Genomic DNA, 22,079 nt, shown 5'->3' with positions numbered 1-22,079 from the left:
TGGTGATGGCGGGCTCCCTGGTCGAGGCCCCGGGTGGGGCGGTGCGTACGTACTGGACCCAGCATGACGCAAGGACGAGTCGACAACAACTATTGACGTCGACAACTATTGTTCTTACCTTCGATCTCGAAGCCGCACCCCCACCTGAAGGGACCCGCTCGTGCCCAGCATCGATCTCACCGGCAAGGTCGCCGTCGTCACCGGCAGTGGCCGGGGCCTCGGCCTCGCCTACGCGCAGGCCCTGGCCGCCCACGGCGCCTCCGTGGTCGTCAACGACGTCGACGAGGCCGTTGCCGACGCGGCCGTGAAGGCCATCACCGAGGCCGGCGGCACGGCCGTCGCCGAGGTCGTCCCGGTCGGCACCACCGAGGCCGCGGAACGGCTGGTGAACCGCGCGGTCGAGGAGTTCGGACGGCTCGACATCCTGGTGACCAACGCGGGCATCCTGCGTGACAAGGTCCTGTGGAAGATGACCGACGACGACTTCGACGCCGTGATCACGACCCACCTCAAGGGCACCTTCACCTGCGCCCGCGCCGCCGCCGTCCGGATGCGCGAGCAGGGCGAGGGCGGCACCCTGATCCTGGTCGGCTCCCCTGCCGGACAGCGCGGCAACTTCGGGCAGACGAACTACGCCGCCGCCAAGGCCGGCATCGCCGCCTTCGCCCGCACCTGGTCGATGGAGCTGGGCCGCGCGGGCATCACCGTCAACGCGATCGTGCCGGTCGCGGCGACCGCGATGACCGAGACCATCCCCGCCTTCGCCCCGTACGTCGAGGCGATGAAGAACGGCGAGCCGCTGCCGGACTTCCTGCGCAAGGGCGAGGGCTTCGGCACCCCCGAGGACTGCGCGGCCCTCGTCCCCTTCCTCGCCTCCGAGGCGGCCCGGAGCGTGACCGGTCAGGCCATCGGCGTCGGCGGCGACAAGGTGGCACTCTGGTCGCATCCGCAGGAGATCGCGGCGGCCTACGCCGACGGCGGCTGGACCCCCGACACCCTCGCCGACGTCTGGCCCACCTCGGTCGGTGCCGAGCTCCAGTCGGTCGGCATTCCGGCGCCCAAGTTCCCGGAGGCGTGATGGCCCCCTCCATGAATCCCGAAGAACTGGTCGCGATCGACGTCCACACCCACGCGGAGGTCTCCTCCAAAGGCCACTCCTCGCTGGACGACGACCTGCACGACGCCTCCTCCGCCTACTTCAAGGTCGAGGGCAAGCGGAAGCCGACCTTGGAGGAGACGGCCGCCTACTACCGCGAGCGGAAGATGGCCGCCGTCATCTTCACGGTCGACGCCGAGTCCGCGACGGGCACAGCGCCGGTCCCGAACGAGGAGGTCGCCGAGGCGGCCGCCGCCAACGCCGACGTCCTCATCCCCTTCGCGTCCATCGACCCCTTCCGCGGCAAGGCGGGCGTCAAGCAGGCCCGCCGGCTGGTCGAGGAGTACGGGGTGAAGGGCTTCAAGTTCCACCCCAGCATCCAGGGCTTCTTCCCCAACGACCGCTCGGTGGCCTACGACCTCTTCGAGGTGATCGAGGAGACGGGCACGATCGCCCTGTTCCACACGGGCCAGACGGGCATCGGCGCCGGAGTGCCCGGCGGGGGCGGCATCCGGCTCAAGTACTCGAACCCGCTCCACATCGACGACGTGGCAGCCGACTTCCCGCACCTGAAGATCATCCTCGCCCACCCGTCCTTCCCCTGGCAGGACGAGGCCCTCGCGGTCGCCACGCACAAGCCGGGCGTGCACATCGACCTGTCCGGCTGGTCGCCGAAGTACTTCCCGCCGCAGCTGGTGCAGTACGCCAACACCCTGCTGAAGGACAAGGTCCTCTTCGGCTCCGACTTCCCCGTCCTCACCCCCGACCGCTGGCTCGCCGACTTCGCGAAGCTGTCGATCAAGGACGAGGTCAGGCCGAAGATCCTCAAGGAGAACGCCGCCCGCCTGCTCGGGCTGACGAAACCGTAAGGGGCGCGACATGCGCAACGAGGGACTGGGGTCGTGGCCCGCACGCCGGGCCCGCAAGACCCCCCACCGCACCGCCCTGATCCACGGCGACACCGCGTACACGTACGCGCAGCTGCACGACCGCACCACCCGGCTCGCCCACACCCTGCGCGAGCGGGGCGTGCGGCGCGGTGACCGCATCGCCTACCTCGGCCCGAACCACCCCTCCTACCTGGAGACCCTGTTCGCGGCCGGCACGCTCGGCGCGGTCTTCGTCCCGCTCAACACCCGCCTGGCCGGCCCCGAGATCGCCTACCAGCTCGCCGACTCCGGCGCCAAGGCCCTGATCTACGGACCGTCACATGCCGGGCTCGTCGCGGGACTTCCGGGCAGCACCGACGTGCGTACGTACGTCGAGGTGGGCGCCGAGTACGAGGCGGCGCTCGCGTCCGCCTCCGAGGAGCCCGTCGACGCGCCGGTCACCCCCGACGACACCTGCATCATCATGTACACCTCGGGCACGACCGGCCGCCCCAAGGGCGCGATGCTCACGCACGGCAACATCACCTGGAACGCGCTCAACGTCCTGGTCGACACCGACCTGATCGCCGACGAACGCGCCCTGGTCTCGGCCCCGTTGTTCCACACGGCAGGGCTGAACATGCTGACACTCCCGGTCCTGCTCAAGGGTGGCACCTGTGTCCTGGTCGAGGCCTTCGACCCGGACGGCACCTTCGACCTGATCGAACGACACCGGATCACCTTCATGTTCGGCGTCCCGACCATGTTCGACCAGGTGGCCAGGCACCCGCGCTGGCCGGACGCGGACCTGTCGTCCCTGCGGATCCTGACCTGCGGCGGCTCCCCGGTGCCGACCCCGCTCATCGCCGCCTACCAGGAACGGGGACTGACGTTCCTTCAGGGCTACGGCATGACCGAGGCCGCCCCCGGAACCCTGTTCCTGGACGCCGAACACGCGGTCACCAAGGCCGGTTCGGCGGGCGTACCGCACTACTTCAGCGACGTACGGGTGGTACGGCCGGACATGGTGCCGGTCGACGTCGGCGAGACCGGCGAGGTCGTGGTCCGCGGCCCTCATGTCATGCCCGGCTACTGGGGGCTGCCCGAGGAGACGGCCGCCTCCTTCGCGGACGGCTGGTTCCGCAGCGGGGACGCCGCCCGCGTCGACGAGGACGGCTACGTCTTCATCGTCGACCGCATCAAGGACATGATCATCTCCGGCGGCGAGAACATCTACCCCGCCGAGATCGAGGACCTGCTCCTCGCCCACCCGGACATCGTCGAGTGCGCCGTGATCGGGGTGCCGGACGACAAGTGGGGCGAGGTGCCGCGCGCGGTCGTCGTGCCGCGCGAGGGCGCGTCACCGGACCCCGAAGAACTCCTCGCGTCCCTCGCCGGCCGCCTCGCCAAATACAAAATCCCCAAATCGGTGGTGCTCGCGGACGAACTCCCGCGCACCGCCTCAGGAAAACTCCTCAAGTCCCGTGTCCGTAACCGGTACGGCAACCAGTAAGGAACCGCATGAGCATCACCGTGAACGGCCTCGACGAACTGAAGAAGCTCGCGGGCAGCGACCTCGGCACCAGTGAGTGGATCGAGATCACCCAGGAGCGCATCAACACGTTCGCCGAGGCCACGGGCGACCACCAGTGGATCCACGTCGACCCCGAGAAGGCCGCCGAGGGGCCCTTCGGCGCCCCGATCGCCCACGGCTACCTCACCCTCTCCCTGTTCATCCCCCTGTTCACCGAGCTGCTCGACGTCCAGGGCGTCACCACGAAGGTCAACTACGGCCTGAACAAGGTGCGTTTCCCCTCGCCGGTCAAGGTCGGCTCGCGCATACGGCTGGTCGGCAGGCTGGCGGAGGTCGAGGAGGTGCCGGGCGGGGCGCAGATCACGGTCGACGGCACGATCGAGATCGAGGGCGGGGCGAAGCCGGCGGCGGTGCTGCAGAGCGTGTCGCGGTTCTACGCCTGACCCGGAGCGCGGCGCCGACGGGGCAGGGGAGAGACGGGGTGTGTGAAGGATGGGGCGTGTGAGGGAAGTCACCTGAGCGGCCTAGAGTTCACACTTCGCGTTCGCCGCTCGTTGACCTGCGGAAGGTCCCGACTCGTAGCCTTTCCCTAGGGTCGCTACGCCTCGGTAGGCGATACGGTTTGCGGTCTAGGCTCTCCGCCGCGCGGCGCAGGGTCGACCACCTCACCTTTCCACTCTCCTGACCAGGGGACACTGTGATCAAGCGAGCAAGAACCACTGCGCGGTCGACGGCCGTCGTCGACGCCCAAGCCGCCGCGACGCGACTCGACGCCCCGAGTGAACCCAAGTACGCCCGAGCACGGCGCCGCGCTCTCTCTGCCACGCAGAACCATAGGACGGACGGGATCACTTTCTCGTCGTCGGTTGGATGACATCGAGTCTGCCGGAATGACAAGCCCGCTGGTTCCGCTTCGACAACTCGTACTCAAGGTGCACAGCAGGTGCGACCTTGCGTGTGATCACTGCTACGTGTACGAGCACGCCGACCAGAGTTGGACCTCCCGGCCGAAAGTGATCTCGGACGAGGTCGTGTCCTGGACGGCCCAGCGTCTGGCGGAACACGCCAAGGCTCACGCACTGCCCTCCGTGCAGGTCATCCTGCACGGAGGTGAGCCTTTGCTGGCCGGCCCGGCTCGCTTACGCCGAATCTGCGAAGAACTGCGGAACAGCCTGGACGGGATTTCCCGGCTCGACTTACGCATTCACACCAACGGCATTCAGCTCAGCAGCAGATTTCTCGATCTTTTCGCGGAATTCGACGTCCGGGTGGGTATTTCCCTGGACGGCGACCGGGCCGCCAACGACCTGCACCGCCGCTATGCCGACGGCCGCAGCAGTCACGACAAGGTGCTCGCGGCCCTCTCACTCCTCCGGCAGGAACGCCACCGCCCTCTCTACGCGGGCCTGCTCTGCACCATCGACGTGCGCAACGACCCCGTCGCCGCCTACGACGCGCTGGCCGCCCAGGACCCGCCGCGCATCGACTTCCTTCTGCCGCACGCCACCTGGGACGACCCGCCCCCGCGTCCCGACGGAGCCGCCACGCCGTACGCCGACTGGCTGATGGCGGTCTACGACCGCTGGGACGCCCAGGGCCGTCCGATGCCGGTGCGGCTGTTCGACTCGGTCATCAGCACCCTGGGCGGCGGCCCGAGCCTGACCGAGGCCATGGGGCTCGCACCGGCCGATGTCGTGGTGGTCGAGACCGACGGCACCTTCGAGCAGACGGACTCGCTCAAGACCGCCTACGACGGCGCACCCGGCACCGGCGAGGACGTCTTGCGGCACTCCCTGGACGAGGTGGCGCTGCACCCCGGCATCACGGCCCGGCAGCAGGGGCTGGCGGGCCTGAGCGAGACCTGCCGGTCCTGCCCGGTCGTGCGCTCCTGCGGCGGCGGGCTGTACGCGCACCGGTATCGCGGTGACGGCACGGACTTCGACAATCCGTCGATCTACTGCGCGGACCTCCAGGAGCTCATCCGGTCCATCGACGCACGCACCGGTGCCGGAGCGGCCCGGCCGGTCGAGGGCTTCGACGCCCTGGCCGACGGCAGCGACGACGGCATGGCCGTACGGGAGCTGGCGCGGGGGAGGCAGGCGGTCACCCGTGAGCTGCTGACCCTCATCGACCAGGGACCGGACACGGGCGGTGAGTTGTGGGCCGCCGCATGGCGGACGGCGCTGGAGATCGGCCGACGGGACAGCGCTCCGGTGGCGGCACTGCTGTCCCACCCGTACACGCGGATCTGGGCCGTGCGCTGTCTCGACGGTGCGGCGCCGGCCGACCATCTCGCCGCGCTCGTGGCCGCTGCCGCGCTGCCCGTCGGCGCCGTGGACCGCATTACCGTGCCGGTGCGTGAGGGCTACGCCTACCTCCCCGGGCTGGGGCGGCTGCGCACCGAAACCACCGCACCCACGGTCGAGCTGACGCCCGATCGGATCGACGGCCCGGGATGGGAGCCCCTGCGGTGGCTGCGGGCCGACGGGCTGGAGGTGGCGCTGGACGACATCGATCCGTACCGCGACTGCTTCGACCGGCCCGTCCAGGGGCGGCTGACGGACGACGAGGTCGAACAGTGGCGGCATGTGCTGCCCCAGGCCTGGGCGTTGATCCGCAAGGCGCTGCCGCGGACGGCCGAGGCGATGGCCGCCGGTGTGCGCGTGGTGACCCCGCTCGTCGGCCCGGCCGATCCCCACTCCATCGCGGCCGCTGCGGGATTCGCGGCGCTGGGGGCCGCCCCGACCTCCGACCCGGTGCGCCTCGCGAGCGACCTGGTGCGCGGATTCCGGCTCGGTGCCCTCGACGCCCTGCTCGACCTGTGTGACCTCTACGACGAGACCGACACTCGCGTCGGCGAACTGCTCGCCGACGTCTACGCGGGCGTCGCGACCGACCTGGTGAGCCCCGACCCCGAGGCGACGCGGCACACCCGCGCCCGCCTGGACGAACTGACGGCCGCCCCGTCGCTCACCGCGCTCGGCCGGCGCTTCGCCGACGGGATGCGCAGGAGCGGCGGATGACCGCGGCCCGGATCCCGGCCCGTGACCTGGACGCCCTGGGCGTACGGGCCGGAGCCACCCTGCTGGTGCACGCCTCGCTGCGCCGGGTCGGCCCGGCCGCCGACACGGTTCTGGCCACGCTGCTCACCGCCCTCGGCCCGGACGGGACGCTCGTCGTCCCCGCGTTCACCGCCGGAAACTCCGACACCTCGCCCGAATTCCGGGCGCGTACACATGGGATGACGGCCAGTCAGGTGGCGGCCCATCAGGCGGCCATGCCGCCTTTCAACCCCCGGCACACGCCCTCCCAGGGCATGGGCCGACTGGCCGAGGCCGTGCGGCGCAGCCCCGGGGCGGTGCGCAGCACCCATCCGCAGACGTCGTTCGCGGCCGTGGGCGCCCGCGCGGCGCAGCTGATGGCCCGGCACGACGAGGACTGTCACCTCGGTGAGGGATCGCCCCTGGCCCGCCTCTACGCGGCCGACGCCCGCGTCCTGCTGATCGGCGTCGGGTACGACGTGTGCAGCGCCTTCCACCTCGCCGAGTACCGCATCGACGATCCGCCCCGGCGCGAGTACCGCTGCGTGGTCCTGCGGGACGGGCGGCGGCGCTGGATCTCCTACCAGGACGTGGATCTCGACGACAGCGACTTCGCCGCCCTCGGCGCCGCATACGAGGCGCACGACGCCGCGCTGCCCACGCCCGCCGTTGGGCGCGGGCGGCTCGGGTCCGCCGAGACCCGGGTGCTGCCGCTGCGGGCGGCGGTGGACTTCGCCACCGGATGGCTGGCCGGAAATCGCCCCCGGCGGTCCACGCCCGAACGGCTACAAAACGCGTCCGGCTTCCTACACTGAGTGTCCACGCCCCGGGGGAGGGGGCGGGATCGGGGGATCATGTGGAGCCGATGGAGCACTTACGCGCGGAGACAGCCGCCCCGTACTTCTTCCTGAGCTACGCCCACACTCCCCGGGACGACACCGACGACGGCGATCCCGACCTGTGGGTCCACCGGCTCTTTCGCGACCTGTGCGGCCACATCAGACACATGACCGCCGTGCCCGTCGGCGCGGCCGGGTACATGGACCGCTCGATGCGGGCCGGACAGCTCTGGACGACCGAACTCGGTGACTCCCTCGCCGCCTGCCGCGTGTTCGTTCCGCTGTACTCGCCGCGCTACTTCCGCAGCTCCTGGTGCGGCAAGGAGTGGACGGTCTTCGACCAGCGACCCGCCCGGCACCGCAGCGCGGGACGCCGTGGCACGCCCGGCGCGATCGTGCCGGCCCTGTGGGCGCCGGTCGAGGACCATCAACTCCCCGAATCCGTACGGGACCTGCAGTACGCCCACCCCGAACTGGGCGACCGCTACCGCGACTTCGGGCTGTACGGCCTGATCAAGGTCAGCTCGTTCCGCTCCGCCTATCAGCGAGCCGTACTGGAACTGGCCCGGCGCATCATCGACGTGGGCGAGAACGTGCTCGTCGACCAGGGGGAGCAGACCCGTTGGAGTGCGGTGCCGGACGCCTTCGCACCCGTGCGCGCCCGGCGGACCCTGCGGATCACCGTGGCCGCGGGCTCCCTGGACCGGTTGCCCGAGGAACGCGGCAGCCACTACTACGGTCCCTCGGCGCTCGACTGGAACCCCTATCGGCCCGAGTGCGCGAGACCGCTCGCCGAGGTGGCCGCCGAGATCGCCGAGCGCCTCGAATACCGGCCGGACCTCAAGGAGTTCGACACCTGGCACAGCGAGGCCGACGACTCACCCCCGGCGGGCGGCCCGGAGGTGATGCTGCTCGACCGCTGGGTGCTGCGCGACCCCGAACAGCGCACCCGGCTGGCCAAGTTCGACGCCGGCCACCGGCCGGCCACCGGCCTCATGGTGCCGTGGAACGACGCCGACCCCGACAGCGAGGACGCCCGGGAGAGCCTCACCGACGAGGTCGAGACGACCCTGCCGCGCATCGTGAACCAAGGGCGGCAGGCGTGCCGGCCCGCCGTTCGCGGCATCCCCGACCACGAGTCCTTCGGCGCGCTGCTGCCGCACGTCGTGCAGTGGGCAGCGACCCAGCACCTCAAGCAAGCCCCCGCACAGCCGCCGCCGGGCAGGGCCACCCCGCGCTTCCGGCTGAGCATCGCGGGACACGACGACAGCCGGCCACCGGTGCATCGCCCGCATGCCGAGGAGGAAGACCGCGATGAGCAGCCTTGACGGACGTGACGGCCGCGAGGGCCGGATCGTGACGTTCTACTCGTACAAGGGCGGCACCGGCCGGACCATGGCCCTCGCCAACACCGCCTGGATCCTCGCCGCCAACGGCAAACGCGTCCTCGCCGTCGACTGGGACCTGGAGGCGCCCGGCCTGCACCGCTTCTTCCACCCCTTCCTCGACCCGGCGACCGTCGGCGCCACCACCGGCGTCATCGACCTGCTCACCGACTACGCCTGGGCGGCCTCCGGCGACGCCACGGAGACCGAGCACCGGCCCCCGGACTGGCACCGCCAGTACGCCCGCATCCAGCGCCACGCGGTCTCCCTGGACTGGCGATTCCCCGAGCCCGGCACCCTCGACCTGGTCTCCGCCGGCCGGCAGAACCGCGACTACTCGGCGATCGTCTCCACCTTCGACTGGGACAACTTCTACGAACACCTCGGCGGCGGGCTGTTCTTCGACGCGTTACGCGACGACATGCGCCACCACTACGACTACGTCCTCATCGACAGCCGCACCGGTCTCTCCGACATCGCGGACATCTGCACCGCCCATCTGCCCGACGTCCTCGTCGACTGCTTCACCCTGAGCGGCCAGAGCATCGACGGAGCCGCCGCGGTCGCCCGCCACATCGACGAACGTTTCCGCAGCCGCCGTATCCGCATCCTGCCCGTCCCGATGCGGATCGACGAGGGCGAGAAGGAGAAGGCCGACGCGGGCCGGTCCCTCGCCCGGGCCAAGTTCGACCGGTTTCCCTCCGGCATGACCGAGACCCAGCTCACCGGCTACTGGGGCTCGGTGGAGATCCCGTACCGCCCCTACTACGCCTACGAGGAGACCCTGGCCACCTTCGGTGACGAGGCCGGCAACGCCGGTTCGCTGCTCGCGGCGTTCGAGCGGCTCACCGGGGTCATCACGGACCAGGCCGTCACCGCGCTGCCCCGCATGGACGAGGACGTGCGCCTCGGCATCAAGAAGGCGTTCACCCGCAGCCGTTCGGCGCTCCCGGCCGATCTGCACCTCAGCTATGTCGCCGAGGACCGGATGTGGGCCGACTGGATCGCCGCGCTGCTCACCCGGGCCGGATTCCGGGTGGTGCTGAAATACGTGGGCTGCGAGGGCGACGGAGCCGAGAAGCCGGCCGACCGCACGGTGGTCGTGCTCTCCCCGGCCTACCAGCGCTCGGCACGTGCCCGCCAGGTGTGGGAGGCCGCGACCGGGGGCGACCCCTCAGGGCGGCGCCAGGTCGTCCCGGTCCGGGTGGGCGACATCCGCCCGGCGCCGACGTTCAGCGAGTGGGCGCCGGTGGACGTGGTGCGGCTGGACGAGACACAGGCCACCGGAGCGCTGCTGCGCGCCCTCGGCAAGCCCGCCCTGCCCGCCGAGCGCCAGGCCGACGGTCCGCCCACCGAGGCCCGCTTCCCGGGCACCGCCCCCAAGTTCTGGAACGTCTCGCCCCGCAACGCCGCCTTCACCGGCCGCAGCGCCCTGCTGGAGAAGCTGCGCGACAGCCTCGGCTCCAGCACCACCGGCGTCTCCCCGGCGCCGTACGCCCTCTACGGACTCGGCGGCGTCGGCAAGACACAGATCGCGCTGGAGTACGTGCACCGGTTCGCCGCCGACTACGACCTGGTGTGGTGGATCCCCTCCGAGCAGGACGAGCTCGTCATCTCCTCCCTCGCCGAACTGGGCGCGCGCCTCGGCCTGCGGGTCGGCGACGAGGCAGCGCAGGCCGCGCAGGAGGTGCGGGACCATCTGCGGCAGTCGAGTTCGACCCTGCGCTGGCTGCTGGTCTTCGACAACGCCGACGAGCCGCAGGAGGTCAGCCGGCACTTCCCCGGCGGCAGCGGACACATCCTGGTCACCTCGCGCAACCAGGGCTGGTCGCAGCACGGGGAGACCATCGAGGTCGACCCCTTCCTGCGCGAGGAGAGCGTCGAGCACCTGCTGCGCCGGGCCGCCGACCTCAGCGCCGAGGACGCCGACCGGGTCGCCGCGGCCGTCGGCGACCTGCCCCTCGCCCTCGACCAGGCCGGCGCCTGGCTCGCCGAGACCGGCACCCCCGTCGACACCTATCTGGCGGAACTGGAACAACAGGCCGAACTGGTCCTCTCGTTCAGCCAGCCCTCCAACTACCCGCAACCGGTGGCGGCCACCTGGAACGTCTCCATCGAGCGCCTCAAGGAGCGCTCCCCGGCCGCGGTGCAACTGCTCCGGCTGTGCGCCTTCTTCGCGGCCGAGCCGATCTCCATGAAGCTGCTCTACGGCGACGAGATGATCCGCGTCCTCGCGGAGGAGGACCCCTCGTTGCAGGAGAAGATGGTCCTCGGCCGGGTGATCCGGGAGATCGGCCGCTTCGCGCTCGCCAAGGTCGACCGGGGTACCGAGTCGATCCAGGTGCACCGGCTGGTCCAGGCCGTCATCCGCGCGCAGTTGACGCCGCAGGAACAACTGGACGCCCAGCACGTGGTGCACCGCATCCTGGCCGGCGCCCGGCCCTCGGGCGAGGAGCCGATCGACGCCCCGGAGAACCGTCCCGTCTTCGCCGCGATCTGGCCGCACCTGGAGGCCTCCGAGGCAAGCGCGTGCGACGAGCCCAAGACCCGGCAACTCCTCATCGACCGGGTGCGCTACCTCTGGAAGCGCGGTGACCTCAACGCCGCCTACGGCCTCGGCGAGGAGCTGCGCTCGTCCTGGGAGGTGCAGCTGAACGCCCGCGGCGTCCAGATAGCCGAGCTGGAGAAACGGATCGCCGCGGACAAGGAGCGCACCGGCACGGCCGACGCCGAGCACACCACGGCACTGGCGGAACACGAGCGCTATGCCAGGGACCTGCGGATGCAGATCCTCTATCTGCGCTTCCACATCGCGAACGTACTGCGCTCCCTCGGCAAGTACGTGGAGGCGGAGAGGGTGGGCTCGGACACCCTCGCCCAGCAGCGCCGGCTCCTCGCCCCGGACCACCCGCACGTGCTGATGACGACCAGCGGCCTGGCCACCGACCTGGGGAGCATCGGACGGTTCGCCGAGGCCCTGGAGATGGCCACGGCGGCGTACGGCGGATTCAAGGAGAGCTTCGGTGAGGACCACCCGCGCACCCTCAAGGCCAACAACAACCGCGCCGTCTGCCTGCGCCAGCTCGGCCGCTACGGCGAGGCCCGCGAGGTCGACCAGGAGATCTACGACCGGTGGCGCAACGATCTCGGGGAGACCAACCCCGAGACCCTGCTGAGCATCACCAACCTGGGCCGGGACCTGCGGGAGGTGGGGGAGTACGCCACGTCGATCTCGCTGCTGCGCCGCGGCTACTCCTCCTATCAGGAGCTGTTCGGCGACACCTACCCCGAGACCCTGCGCACGGCCAAGAGCCTCGCCGTCTCCCTGCGCAAGGCGGGGCAGGTCACCGAGGCCCGCGCCATCACCCACCAGACCCGCGAGTACTACCGCACCCGGGAGATCCCCACCACGACCCCCGACGTCCTGGACTGCACCCTCAACTACGCCACCGACCTGTACGCCACCGGCGCCCGCGAGGAGGCCCTCGACCTCGCCCAGGAGATCGTGCCCCAGTACCGGATGGCACCCGGTGTGCGGCACCCGGCGACGCTGGCCGCCGTCAACAACCTCGGTATCTTCCTGCGCGGTTCGGGCGAGGTCGGCCGGGCCCGCGAGCTGCTGGAGGAGAACCTGGCCACGCTGCGTGAGGTGCTCGGCGAGCGCCATCCGTACAGCCTGGCCTGCGCCGTCAACTTCGCCAACGTACTGGCGGAACTGGGCAGGCTGAGCGAGGCCGAGCAGCTGGAGCGGACGGCCGTCGCCGGATTCCAGGCCGGTCTCGGCCACGGCCATCCCGACACCGTCGTCTCGCGCGCCAACCTGTCGGTGACCCTGCGCGCCCTGGACCGGATCCCGGAGGCCGAACAGCTCCAGGAGAGCGCCCGCACCGACCTGGCCCGGCTGCTCGGCGAGGACCACCCGCACACGGCGACCGTGCGCGAGGGCAAGCGGATCCACCGGGACCTGGAGCCCCTGCCGGTGTGAGCGATGGTCAGTGCTGGTCGACGGTCACCCCGGGTCGGCGGCCGCCCAGCAGCCAGGTCACGATGTCCGGCAGCACGCGCAGCGAGCCGAAGTGCGCGGCGGCCGGCTGCAGGATGGCCGTCACGCTGGGGATGCGGGCGGCCAGCCAGCGGGTGTGGCTGGGCGGGGAGAAGACGTCCTGCTCGCCGTGCCACAGCAGCACCGGCACGCGGATGTCGGCCGGGTTGAACCCCCAGGGGCTGCAGAACGACAGCGCGTCGTCCACCCAGCCGTCGGCGGACACCCGCAGCGCCTCGCGGTAGTTGCGCAGCAGCATGGCCCGCACCCCGGCGTCCGCGACCACCCGGAGATCGGACTCGGTGAGGTCGCGGCGCAGCTGTGCCAGTAACCGCACCGGGTCCGAGCGGATGGCGACGGACCGCTTGCGCAGGCTGGCCGCGAGCCGATCCGGGCCGGCGAGGGCCTTGGAGTACTCGTTGACGTTGGAGGCCGCCATCCCGGCGAACCAGTCGAGGCCGTCGGCGTCACGCGGGGCCAGGCTCACCAGGACGGCGACCCGGGTCACCCGGTCGGGCAGCAGGGCGGCGCAGGCCAGCGCGTGCGGTCCGCCGCCGGAGCGGCCGACGACGGCGAAGCGCTCGATGCCGAGGGCGTCGGCGACGGCGGCGACATCGGCCGCGACATGTGCGACGGACCGCCCGGGCAACGGGTCCGAGGAACCGTAGCCCGGGCGGTCGTAGGTGATGAGCCGGACCCGCTGGTGGTAGAGCAGCATGGGCCGGGGCGCAGGGCCGAGTCTGCTGCCGGGCGTGCCGTGCAGCAGGAACACCGGAAAACCGCTGAGATCACCGGAGATCTCCACGGCTAATCGGCGTCCGTCCCCCGTGTACACGTCTTTGAGCATGCGCGGTCTCCCCTCGAAGCCCCCGCCCGCAGTGGCATGCCGTGTGGTCGTGCAACGGCCATTCCCCATCGTGCCCCAGATCATCCCGATGTGCGGGTGTTTCCGGCTTCTGGCGGGTCGATGACCGGCAGGTGACGGGGAGTTGTCGCTTCGGCCGCCGAACTCGGTCAGTCCTTGACCTGCTTGTACGCGTACACGGCCGTCGCCACCGCGCACACCCCCGGCGGGATCATCTGCGCCCGCAGGGTGCCGCTGTTCACGTCGTAGTCGACGCCCTCCGTCTCGAAGGTGCCCGTGCACACGCTGCGTTGTGGCAGGGCGAACAGGCTCTGCACCGTGCCGGTGATCGGCTGCCCGTCCAGTTTGCGCGGCAGGTCCACCTGGAGCAGCGGGCGGAGCTCCGGGAAGAACGTCCCCGTGGCGTCGTTCGAGGCGCACAGCAGCCGTGTGTCCGTCACGAAGTCGCAGCCCTGGATGTCGCGCACCGGCTTGTCCAGGGTGATCTGCCACGCCTCCTTGAGGTCCCCGCCCGTGGGCGGGGTGGCCGGGTTGAGCAGGGGAGCGGGGAAGACCTGGAGTCTGCGCTGCTCGCCCCACTCGCCCGACACCAGCCACTGGGCGTCGGGCGAGACGGTGGCGAAGGAGTTGTTCAGCTTCTCGCCAGGGTTGAGCTGATGGACGTACTCATAGCGCTTCCCGGCCGGGGTCGTCACCGCGAACATCTTGGACGTGGCCGTGTCCGGGCCCTGGTAGGCGTCGAAGGTGTGGCCGCGGGCGACGTCCGGGTCGCCGATGTGGTTCCAGCCCTTGATCCGCAGGTCCAGGGGAATGGAGGCGAGCCCGCGGTACAGCAGGGAGCCGTCCGCGCGGCTCGCCAGGCCCTGCCCGCCGCCCAGCGTGTCCGTGTACGCCGTGCCGGTCTCCGCCCAGCGCGGGTCACCGGCGGCGGACGCCGTCCCCGCGCCGAGCGCGAGCGCCCCCAATAAGCAACCGGAGGTGAGGAATTGACGTCTCATCAGGCTCCTGCCACGTCGACGAATACCGGGTTCGAATAGAACCACGTATCCGCCCACGGGTCACCGTTTCCGGGCTCGTGCGGGATCGGCCCGTGCGGGTCGACCGACGCGCCGAGGTAGCCGGCGCCGTGGCGGTTACCGTCGCTGCCGCGCAGCCGGACGTAGAAGGACTCCTCGCCGGCGGTCAGTGGGACGCGCAGGGTATACGTCCCCTTGCGGCCCGCCACGTCCACGGTGCGCACGACCTTCGTGTCGGGCGCCTTCCATGCGTCCCGGTCGGCCGTCGGGCCGTGCACCGCGCCCTGGATGACGTCCACGTGCGCCAACTCCGGGAGGATTCCCTGGGGGTTGGGCCGCGAGGCCGTCGTCACGGTGATGTGGAGCGTCAGCTTCTCGCCCTTGCGCACACGCAGCCGGCCGCCCAGCGTGACACCCCGGCCGAAGTCGCAGTCCCGCTTGAGGCGGACGTCGAGGCCGTCGAGCAGATGCCCGTGGTCCAGCCAGACGCGGCCCGCGCGCAGGCCCGCCATCACCGCGCGGTAGCCGTAGCGGGTGACGCCGACGTGGGTGCGGCTGAACTGGCCCGGCCAGAAGTCGCTGCCCGGCTGCGGGGTGTCGGTGTTCACCGGGTCGGGGAGCTTGCCGGTGGTGTCGAAGTTCTGCCCGGTCGGCCAGTCGCCGTTCTTCCAGGTGTCGAAGACGATGCGATGGGCGTCGGAGTTCGTGGTGATCGAGAACAGCCGGCCCTCCGCCAGCATCGAGTCCCACAGACCGCCGACCGTCGCGGTCGCCCAGTCGAAGCCGCCGTACGTCAGATACGCCTCGGCCGGGTAGCCCGCCCAGGACTGCGCCGACGGCTTGTTCTCGTACTCGCCGCGCATCGAGGTGGCCCCGCGCCAGCCGGGGATGGCCGCGCCCTGGGCGCCGGGTGCGCCCTCCATGCCGATCATGATCTCGGGGGCCGCGTCCCGCCAGCCCCGTATCTCGTGCGGGGAGTCGATACCGAGGCGCATCGGGTGGTTGGCGAGGACGAGGACGTCGTCCACGTAGCCCCTGCGGCGCTGCTCGGCGAGCCACTTGATGCCCTTGACGGCGTGTGCCTCGTTGCGGGCGGTGTCCGCGTCGGCGGCGCCGCCCTTGTCGTAGCCGAGCAGCTTGCCGTCGTAGGCGCTCTCGAACTGGGTGAGCAGGTCGACCTCGTGCGCGCCGGGCGCCGAGAAGACCGTGCAGTGCTCGGCGGCCGGGATGTACCACTCCAGGCCCTGGAAGATCAGCTGGCGCGGGTTCTCGGCGCGGGCCGCGCGGATCTCCTCGTGCTCCAGCGCGGCGCCGAACTTGGCGTGCCCGAAGTTGGAGTGCTCGGTGAACACCATCCAGTCGAGGCCGTACTTGGCGCCGGCGGCGGCCAGTTGGGAGAACGTGTACTTGGCGTCGTGGCTGTAGACCGTGTGGATGTGGTGGTCGCCGACGAGGTAGGCGAGGCGCGGGTCGTCGCCGCCGAGACGCCGGCCGGCCGGGGCCGAAGCCGGGGCCGCGGCCGCTGTCGCCGGTACGGCCGCCGAGCCCAGCGCGAACGCGGCGCCGAACAGGCCCGCGCGGTGCAGGAGACCGCGTCTCGACACGCCCTGCGCGTCGAGGTCGGTGGGGGAGACGGCCGGGTCGGCCCAGGAGGGGAGCTGCTGCTCGGTCATGAATCTCTCCGGAGTCAGTGGTTCATGAAGGAGGTGACGGGCAGCGCCCGTTCGGCGATGCGGACGTCGCCGAGCCGTCCGTGCAGGATCTGGTCGATCTTGCCGCCGTAGTCGTAGCCGCCGAGCAGCCAGGGCAGCCCGACCGAGGTGATGCCGATCGCGGACGCCTTCGGGTTGCGGATCACCGGGCAGCCCTCGACGTACAGCGTGGTGTGCCTGCCGTCGTTGACGACCGCGAGGTGCCACCAGGTCTCCAGCGGGGTCTCCTGGCCCCAGTTGGTGGCGATGCCCTGCTGGTTGAGGGGGCGCATCGCCCACTGCGGCTCCCGGTCGTTGGACAGGGAGAGGGTGGCGAGCGGCTCGTCCGGGTCGTCGGCGGTCTTTCCGGCGGCGCCGCCCGTGCCGGTGCGGCTGACGATGCCCGACCAGGCGTGGTGGGAGGGGTCCCAGTCCGCGGGGAGGCGGTAGAAGGCCTCGATGGTGTAACCGGCCTTGAACGTCGCCGAGTTGAGCGGTGCGCCGTCGATCGTGCGCAGGTAGGCGCCCTTGAGCGGGGACTTGAAGCCCTGGAACTCCAGGCTGCCGTGGCCGGGCTGGTCCGGGTGGTGGTCGTCGGACCAGCCCAGCTTGCCGCCGCCCACCGTCACGAGGGTGAGGTCGTTGCCGCGTCCGGACAGGTCGCGGACCGTGCCGGAAGCGGCCGAGTCGAAGCGCCAGTAGGCGACCGTGCCCGGCACCAGCATCTTCGACGCCGGTCGCGCAGGACGCGCCGGAACCGGGTCGAAGCCGGCGAACCTCGCGGCGAAGTCGATGTCCACGGAGAACCGGTCGACGTCGCCGCTCAGCTCGATCTCCTGCCGCTCCAGCTCGTTGAGCCCCTTGGCGGCCCGGCCGAGGATCCACGGCGAGACCGTCTCCACGTCGATGACGTTGCGGTCGAGGTCGAAGCGGTAGAGGCGGATCATCGCCGCGCCGCCGAAGTAGCGGTTCTGGTAGTTCGTCAGATGCAGGTGTACGTCGTTGCCCGCCGCGTTCTTGCGGGTCGCCCGCCCCGCTGGCCAGTAGTGCCCGTTGAGGGTGAGGAAGATCTGGTCGTGGTCCTCGATCAGCCGGTCCCACAGCTGCTGCCCGTACTCCGACAGGGAGTTGTCCTCGACCACCAGCTCGTGGGTGGTGAGGATGACCGGCGTCTTCGGGTGCCGGGCCAGCACGTCCTTGGCCCAGGCGTAGCCCTTCGCCGACAGCCGCCAGTCCAGCGCCAGCACCAGCCACTCGCGTCCGGCGGCCTTGAAGAGGTGGAAGGTGTTGTAGCCGTCGGGGGAGGCGCCCCCGAACGTCTTCTTCCCCTGGAACCGCTCCGGCCCGAAGGCGTCCAGATACGGCGTCGCGCCGCGCTGGTCGTCCGTGGACGACTTCACGTCGTGATTGCCGGCGAGGACGCTGTAGCCCACGCCCCGCCGGTCCAGCAGCCGGAACGCCTCGCCGATCGCGGCGACCTCGGGCTGGGTGCCGTTCTGGGTGAGGTCGCCGAGGTGGGACAGGAAGACGATGTTCTCCTCCCGGCCGTGCTCCAGCAGATAGCGCAGGGACGCCTCGACCGGGGCCTTGTCGATGCTCGGCCCGTCGAAGAGGTACTGCGTGTCCGGCATGACGGCGACCGTGAAGCGCCGGCTGTCCGGGTCGGGTCGCCAGCCGCTGGCGGGCGCGGCCTCGGCGACCGCCGGGACGGCGACGGAGGCCGTCGCGGCGGCACCGAGCAGCGTGGTGGCCCGGAGGAAACTGCGTCGTCCGGCGCCGGCCTGCGCGGCCTCGCCGCCCGGGACATGGTCATGCGAAGTACACACGTGTGCTCCGTGAAGGGTGACAGGGGAGGGGAGGCGTGGGGGGAGGGAGGAGGGAGAGGAGGCGTGGGGGAGTCAGAGAACGCGCAGGGTCCAGCTCCAGCGATGGATGCCCGGTGCGACGCGATAGGAGGGGAAGGTGTCGGGGCCGCACGACGCCGTGCCGAGGCCTCGGTGCGCCGCGTCGATGTGGACCACGCAGCCGGGGCGCGGCACCAGTTCGTCGTGGTGTGCCGCGGCGGTCAGGTCCTCGGCGCGGTAGCGGGTGACGGAGACCTGGCGCGGCTCGTCCAGCGCCACCATCAGGCCGGTGGCGTCCGGTGCGGACAGCGTGAACCGCCGTACGCCGTGCCGGCCGCCGCTCTCCTGCGGGCGCAGGTAGGGGGTGAACAACTCGTCCACGGGAAGGGAGTGGTGGCCGACGGGCGCGCCCCCACTGCGGTCGGGATACGACTCCCAGGGCCCTTGCCCGAACCACTCCAGCAGGTCGAGCCCCGCGACCGTCTCGAAGACCGTGCCGACCCGCGCCACGTCGTGGAACGCCTCCGGCAGCTCGGCCTCCTCCTCGACCCGGACCCCGCCCTCGACGGCCGTGAGCACCTGCCGGTGCCGTACGACGCCGATCGTGCCCGCGTACTCGGCCTCCACCGTCACCCGGCCCGCGTCCTCACGCACCGACACGACCTTGCGCACCAGCGCGTCAAGACCCCAGTCCCGCCAGCGCGGCGCCATCCCGCCCAACTCGTCGTTGTCGGTGGGCGCCCGCCACAGCGAGAGCGCGGGCGCGGCCGTCAGCAACGGGTGCACGAGGTGGCCCTCGCCGTCGACCTCGACGCGCCCGTCCACGGCGACTTCCGCCGCCACGGCGGGCCCGCGCAGCCGGATCTGCGGAACGCACACCTCGGTGCCGCGCGGCGCCCACGCCTCGTCGTCGGCCGTCGTCACCCGCAGCGTCAGCCAGACCTCGCCGCCGTCGCGCGGCACCTCGAAGGGCAGCGGTACGGCGGCCGTCTCTCCGGGGCACAGGTCGGGGAGTTCGGCGGGAGCGGTAAAGGTCCGGCCGTCCGCGAGGACCAGCTCCCATACGCCCGCCAGCCAGTTCAGGCCACGGAAGTGCTGGTGGTTGCCGAGCACGATGCCCTCGTGCTTGTAGCACTCGATGCGCACCGGCGCCGCGAGCTCCCGGTGCTCGTACATCGCGGGCTTGGGCGTGCGGTCGGGAAACACCACGCCGTCCGCGATGAACGCGCCGTCGTGCTCGGGTTCGCCGAAGTCGCCGCCGTACGCCCAGCGGTACCCGGGCGCGGTGACACCGTTGTCGTAGAGCCCGGCGCCCCCACGCCCGACCGGTCTTCCGTTGCTCACGCGTTGCAGAATCCCGTGGTCCCAGAACTCCCAGATGAACCCGCCCTGAAGACCTGGGGTGGCCTCGATGGCGGCCCAGTGGTCGGCCAGCGTGCCGTTGCTGTTGCCCATGGCGTGCGAGTACTCGCACTGGATGAGCGGCCTGGTCTGTTCGCCGGACCGGGCGTGGGCCACGCAGTCCTCCAGCGGCGCGTACATCGGGCAGGCGATGTCCGAGGCGTCGTCCGTCGCCGCCCAGTCGAGCTTGGCCGCACCCTCGTACTGGATCGGCCGCGTCGGGTCGTGCCGGCGCACCCAGCCCGCCGCCGCGTCGTGATTGGCGCCGTAGTCGGACTCGTTGCCCAGCGACCAGATGATGACCGACGGGTGGTTCTTGTCGCGCAGCACCATGCGCGAGACGCGGTCCACGAAGGCGTTCAGATAGCGCGGGTCGTCGGCGATCTCGTGGGCGTGGTCGTGGGACTCGATGTCCGCCTCGTCGACGACGTAGAAGCCGAGCTCGTCGGCGAGGTCGTAGAGCGCGGGGTCGTTCGGGTAGTGGGCGGTGCGGATCGCGTTGAAGCCGAAGCGCTTGAGCACCACCAGATCGGCGCGCATGTCGTCGTACGACACCGTCCGCCCGGTCAGCGGGTGGAAGTCGTGGCGGTTGACGCCCCGGATGAACACGCGCTCGCCGTTGACCAGCAGGTCCCGGCCGACGATCTCGACGTCCCGGAAGCCGATCCGGTGGCGGGAGGTGTCGGCGACCGTGCCGTCGGCGCGGTGCAGGCGGACGGTCAGGTCGTAAAGCTCGGGCGTCTCCGCGTTCCAGGTGCGCACCTCGGGGACGGTGGTCAGCAGCCGGGCCTCGCCGAGGAAGTCGGAGACGCGCTCGTCCTCGACGTTGGCGCGGTCCAACTCCGTGTCCTGGGTGAGCGGCCGGCCGTCCACCTCGCCGGTGAGGTACCACCCCTCCGGCAGCGCACCGCCGGCGTCCCGCACCCGGCAGTCGACCCGCAGCTCACCGCTGTACGGCGCCCGCACGGTGACGTCCGCGAGGTGCAGGGGATGCCCCGCGTACAGCAGCACCGAGCGGGTGATCCCGCCGTGCCACCACTGGTCCTGGTCCTCGATGTGCGAGGCGTCCGACCACTTCACGACCGTCAGCCGTACGGTGGCGCGCTCGCCGGGGCGTACGACGTCGGAGAGGTCGAACTCGGCGGCCAGATGGGAGTCCTTGGAGATACCGACGGGCCGCCCGTCCACATGCACCAGCAGCACGCTCTCGGCGGCCCCGACCTGCAGCACGATCCGGCGCCCCGCCCACTCGGCGGGCACGTCCACCTCACGCTCGTACACGCCCGTCGGGTTGGCGGCGGGCGAGCCCGGCGGGAACTCGGCGAACGGCATCCGGATGTTGAGGTACTGCGGGAGGTCGTCGGTGTCCTGCATGGTCCACACACCCGGCACCCGGGCCGAGGACCACGCACCGCCGACCGGCGCGTCCGGAGCCAACAGCAACTGGAAACGCCAGTCGCCGTCGAGGGGGGGTGCTCCGGAGCGCCGGTCGACGGCGTTCATGGGCAGCCGCCCCCAGGAGGTCACCTCGGGTGCCTCCCAGGGGCGCAGCGCGATCAGGGGATCGACGGCGCCGGGACCGAGGATCGACGGATCGTTCATCCGCGCACGGCTCCCTTCGCGAGGTCGCCGATGATCTGCTTGGCGCCGATCGCGAACACGATCAGCAGCGGGATGAGGGCGAGCAGGGCGCCGGTCATCACGATGCCGTAGTCGGTGGTGCCGTGGGTGCCGTTGAGCTGGGAGAGCGCGACCTGGAGGGTCACGTTGTTCGGGTTGGTGAGGGCGATCAGGGGCCAGGCGAAGTCGTTCCACTGGGCCATGAAGGTGAAGATGCCGAGGAAGGCGAGGCCGGGGCGGACCACCGGCAGCGCCACATGCCAGTACTGGCGCAGGAAGTTCGCGCCGTCGAGCTTGGAGGCGTCGAGCAGCTCGTCGTGGATGGCGGTCTTCATGTACTGGCGCATCCAGAAGATGCCGAAGGCGTTGGCCGCGGCCGGCACGATCAGCGCGGTCATCGAGCCGATCCAGCCGATCTTCGCCATGAGGACGAACTGCGGGATGACCGACAGCTGCGCCGGCACCATGAAGATGACCATGAGCAGCCCGAACAGCAGCCCCTTGCCGGGGAACTCGAACTTGGCGAAGACGAAGGCGGCGAGGGAGTCGAAGAGCAGGACCAGGAAGGTCACCGCCACCGCGACCAGCAGCGAGTTCCACATCGACCCGAAGAAGTCGACGGCGTCGAAGAGGTTGCGGACGTTCTCCAGGAAGTGCGTACCCGGCAGCAGCTTCGGCGGGTACGAGAAGATCTCCGACGAGCTGTGCGTCGACATGATCACGGCCCAGTAGAACGGGAAGGCCGAGAGCAGGGTGCCGATGACCAGGGGGAGGTGCAGCGCGATCCCTCTGCGGCGGGACCCCTTGATGGACGATCCCTTGATGGATGACATGGC

14 protein-coding genes are annotated in these 22,079 nt (G+C 70.9%); 8 read left to right on the top strand and 6 right to left on the bottom strand.

What is annotated here, in order from left to right; all coding sequences use genetic code 11:
- Positions 1–160: 160 nt before the first annotated feature.
- The 8 genes from ACIA8X_RS08630 (at position 161) to fxsT (ending at position 12,749) form a co-directional block, all read left to right on the top strand.
- Entirely contained in the window at positions 161–1,078 is a 918-nt protein-coding gene (locus tag ACIA8X_RS08630) for an SDR family NAD(P)-dependent oxidoreductase (protein WP_393444685.1), read from the top strand.
- 11 nt (positions 1,079–1,089) lie between these two features.
- Entirely contained in the window at positions 1,090–1,965 is an 876-nt protein-coding gene (locus ACIA8X_RS08625; protein WP_393444683.1) for an amidohydrolase family protein, read from the top strand.
- A 10-nt stretch (positions 1,966–1,975) separates the two neighbouring features.
- A complete protein-coding gene (gene menE / locus ACIA8X_RS08620; RefSeq protein ID WP_393444681.1) occupies positions 1,976–3,478 on the top strand; it encodes an o-succinylbenzoate--CoA ligase in 1,503 nt (500 codons plus the stop codon).
- A gap of 8 nt (positions 3,479–3,486) precedes the next feature.
- Positions 3,487–3,942 carry a MaoC family dehydratase gene (locus tag ACIA8X_RS08615; protein ID WP_399458058.1) on the top strand — a complete coding sequence of 152 codons (456 nt, stop codon included), beginning with the start codon at positions 3,487–3,489 and terminating at the stop codon, positions 3,940–3,942.
- A 447-nt stretch (positions 3,943–4,389) separates the two neighbouring features.
- A complete protein-coding gene (locus ACIA8X_RS08610; RefSeq protein ID WP_399458057.1) occupies positions 4,390–6,522 on the top strand; it encodes an FxsB family cyclophane-forming radical SAM/SPASM peptide maturase in 2,133 nt (710 codons plus the stop codon).
- The gene (locus ACIA8X_RS08605; RefSeq protein ID WP_393444674.1) at positions 6,519–7,355 is read left to right on the top strand and encodes an aminoglycoside N(3)-acetyltransferase; all 837 of its coding nucleotides are present in this window, start codon (positions 6,519–6,521) and stop codon (positions 7,353–7,355) included. Before ACIA8X_RS08610 ends, ACIA8X_RS08605 begins: the two co-directional genes overlap by 4 nt.
- Before the next feature lie 50 nt (positions 7,356–7,405).
- Entirely contained in the window at positions 7,406–8,707 is a 1,302-nt protein-coding gene (locus ACIA8X_RS08600) for a TIR-like protein FxsC (RefSeq protein WP_393444671.1), read from the top strand.
- Entirely contained in the window at positions 8,694–12,749 is a 4,056-nt protein-coding gene (fxsT, locus tag ACIA8X_RS08595; RefSeq protein WP_399458056.1) for an FxSxx-COOH system tetratricopeptide repeat protein, read from the top strand. The genes ACIA8X_RS08600 and fxsT overlap by 14 nt, the downstream gene beginning before the upstream one ends.
- 7 nt (positions 12,750–12,756) lie before the next feature.
- Here fxsT and ACIA8X_RS08590 read toward each other — a convergent pair whose 3' ends face one another.
- The 6 genes from ACIA8X_RS08590 to ACIA8X_RS08565 form a co-directional block, all read right to left on the bottom strand.
- A complete protein-coding gene (locus tag ACIA8X_RS08590; protein WP_393444667.1) occupies positions 12,757–13,653 on the bottom strand; it encodes an alpha/beta fold hydrolase in 897 nt (298 codons plus the stop codon).
- 167 nt (positions 13,654–13,820) lie between these two features.
- Entirely contained in the window at positions 13,821–14,669 is an 849-nt protein-coding gene (locus tag ACIA8X_RS08585) for a hypothetical protein (protein WP_399458055.1), read from the bottom strand.
- Positions 14,669–16,360: a PHP domain-containing protein gene (locus tag ACIA8X_RS08580; protein ID WP_399458054.1), complete on the bottom strand. Its 1,692-nt coding sequence runs from the start codon at positions 16,358–16,360 to the stop codon at positions 14,669–14,671. Before ACIA8X_RS08580 ends, ACIA8X_RS08585 begins: the two co-directional genes overlap by 1 nt.
- Positions 16,361–16,374: 14 nt before the next feature.
- The gene (locus ACIA8X_RS08575) at positions 16,375–18,204 is read right to left on the bottom strand and encodes a LamG-like jellyroll fold domain-containing protein (protein ID WP_399458053.1); all 1,830 of its coding nucleotides are present in this window, start codon (positions 18,202–18,204) and stop codon (positions 16,375–16,377) included.
- A gap of 72 nt (positions 18,205–18,276) precedes the next feature.
- Positions 18,277–21,225: a glycoside hydrolase family 2 TIM barrel-domain containing protein gene (locus ACIA8X_RS08570; protein ID WP_399458052.1), complete on the bottom strand. Its 2,949-nt coding sequence runs from the start codon at positions 21,223–21,225 to the stop codon at positions 18,277–18,279.
- Complete coding sequence (locus tag ACIA8X_RS08565) at positions 21,222–22,076, bottom strand: carbohydrate ABC transporter permease (RefSeq protein WP_393444656.1); 855 nt, start codon at positions 22,074–22,076, stop codon at positions 21,222–21,224. The genes ACIA8X_RS08570 and ACIA8X_RS08565 overlap by 4 nt, the downstream gene beginning before the upstream one ends.
- Positions 22,077–22,079 lie beyond the last annotated feature (3 nt).

Origin of the sequence: Streptomyces sp. NPDC051738 (genome assembly GCF_044453205.1) — a bacterium.
Classification (GTDB): domain Bacteria; phylum Actinomycetota; class Actinomycetes; order Streptomycetales; family Streptomycetaceae; genus Streptomyces.
This window is presented reverse-complemented; position numbering and strand designations above follow the sequence as displayed.